This window comes from Lacrimispora sp. (assembly GCF_046972725.1).
Classification (GTDB): Bacteria; Bacillota; Clostridia; order Lachnospirales; family Lachnospiraceae; genus Lacrimispora.
Map to the genome: position 1 here is coordinate 1 of NZ_JBKVXF010000011.1, position 2,325 is coordinate 2,325.

The window sequence follows — 2,325 nt, forward strand, 5'->3', positions numbered from 1 at the left end:
TCCTCCAGGCCGGAACAGGCGCTTCTTTTATCTCCTTTTTCATATCTTTTTTTATCTCATCTTTTATATCTTTTTTTAAATCATCTTCTTTTATATCATCTTTCTCCTGTATTATCTGATCGCGGTCTCCGTTTTGCTTCTCAGGTTTTGCCTGATATTCAGGTATCTTCTGATTTCCAGCTCCCTCCTGACTTTCAGTTATCACCATTTTACCCTCTTCCTCCAGAATCTTCCCACTCATCAAACTTCCTCCTAGTATAATAATGGTGTAGTCAAGAACGACTACTGGTTAATAGTTACAAAGTCCAATCTAATAAATCTATATAGATATAACGGAAGGAGGAGTTCCCCCTCCATCAGAAGTTATAGGACATATTTACCGTGTCTGAGGTTTCCTTAATGCACCAGACAAAATATAGAGGTATAATCACTGAAGGCAGGATCATTGACGTTTCCTCCTTGGGAGCCGGCCTTCTGGCTGGCGATACCTCTTAGAAAGTCTGTCAATCCTTTCGGTGGTGATTTATGTTTTGGCTGGTTGGGAAGCCTCAGGCTATACCTGTATAAGCCGCTAGGTTGTGTATCCACCCTTTGGAATTGGATGCCTGCCGGAAAGGATATTACTATGCACTATCAAAAAGTACTCAAGATGCCTGAAAGCATCCCCTATCTCTCTGTCGGGTTTGATGTCGGCGCAGACTTCACCTGGATGTCTATCATGCTCCCCAATGGCATCCTCATCGGTAAGCCTTTTAAGATCATTCATTCTGATCCGCAGTCCCGTGAGCTTGCCATCTCAAAAATAAAGGAAGCCCAGGAGATGTATTCTCTTGAAAGCCGCTGCTTCCTTGAATCCACCGGGATCTACCACATCCCACTCCTGTGCTTCCTTCGTGATAAGGGTTTTGACTGCGCCGTCATTAATCCTATCATTACTAAGAATAGCACAAATATGAACGTCAGGAAACTGCATAATGATAAATTTGATTCAAAAAAAGCTGCTAAAGTCGGCCTGGATGCCTCCCTTAAGGCTTCCATTGTCCCGGATGACGCAATCATTGACCTGCGCAATCTCGTGCGTGACTACTATTATTTCAAGGACCTGCAATCCGCCATCGTATTGAAGCTTCATGCGGAACTCAAAGTGTCCTTCCCCGCATACCTGAATGTGTTCAGCAAGGTCACAACGCAGACTTCCTTAAAGCTTCTGGAAGCTTACCCCCTTGCAGCGGACATGCTTGCCGCCCCAAAAGACGAGCTTGTGGAAACCATCCGCAGCACGGCGCGCTTTGGGGAAACGTATGCCCTCGCCAGGTATGATGCCATATGCACCGCTGCAAAGGATGCCGCTGTTTTCGGACGTGCCCTTCCAAGCAACGCTCTGCGGATCAGGCTGTACATAAAAATGTACAGGGAATACCAGGCTCATCTGGACAGCATACTGGAAGAACTGCATCAGGCTGTCGGCAAACTGGAAGGAACGCCAGACTATGACCGCATCTCCTTTATCCAGACCCTGCACGGTGTCGGCTTTTTAAGTGCCGTCGTCCTGATCGCGGAAATGGGATCCTTTGACCTGTTCTCCTCGCCTAAGAAGCTCTATGCTTACTTTGGGCTGGATCCCGGTGTAAACGATTCCGGCAAGTTCCATGGAGACAGGGTCCACATGTCCAAGCGGGGTTCCAGCCTTGCCAGGCGTATCCTGCATATGGTCGCCATCAACAACCTGAAAGTGGATAAAGCAACAAAAACGCCCGTGAACCCGGTCATTTACGATTATTACACCCGTAAATGTGCCAGCAAAAAAAAGAGCGTTGCTGTCGGGGCCGTCATGCACAAAATCTGCAACATCATTTTCGCTATGCTCCGGGATAATAAGCCTTTTGAGCTCATTACGCCGGAAGAACACCGTGAACGTTATGCAGCAGAGCACCCGGAATCTGTGAACACCGCTGCCTGATGGAGATTTGAATTAAATTTTAAAATCCCATGGCAATAGGTTTATTAAGGTTACCCTTTTTTACATCAGCTGCTTGAAAAAACTTTTTAAACATTTTTCATTTTACCTATTGACATTTCTTAGCTGGACTTCTTATTATCGCAATTCTTCATCCATTACTTCTCTTTCCTGTAACATACCATAATATACATTAAATTTCAATATTTATTTATTGATATTCAATAATTTAATATTGTATTATAATAAAACGTAAGATTTTCTTTCGTTTTTCCTTTCTTTACATTTTTTCATATCAGTCTTATAATAGATATCGAAGTCAGAGCCTTTGTATCAAACTGCGGGATATTTGGCTCTCGCGGCCGTCG

Annotated in this window: 1 protein-coding gene and 1 pseudogene; one reads left to right on the plus strand and one right to left on the minus strand. The window is 44.3% G+C overall.

What is annotated here, in order from left to right:
• A pseudogene (locus tag ACLTWA_RS19890) lies at positions 1–241 on the minus strand (hypothetical protein); the annotation flags it as partial.
• 384 nt (positions 242–625) lie between these two features.
• Here ACLTWA_RS19890 and ACLTWA_RS19895 point away from each other — a divergent pair.
• Positions 626–1,960 (plus strand): IS110 family transposase, encoded by a 1,335-nt coding sequence (locus tag ACLTWA_RS19895; RefSeq protein WP_002585193.1) that lies wholly within the window; start codon positions 626–628, stop codon positions 1,958–1,960.
• Positions 1,961–2,325 lie beyond the last annotated feature (365 nt).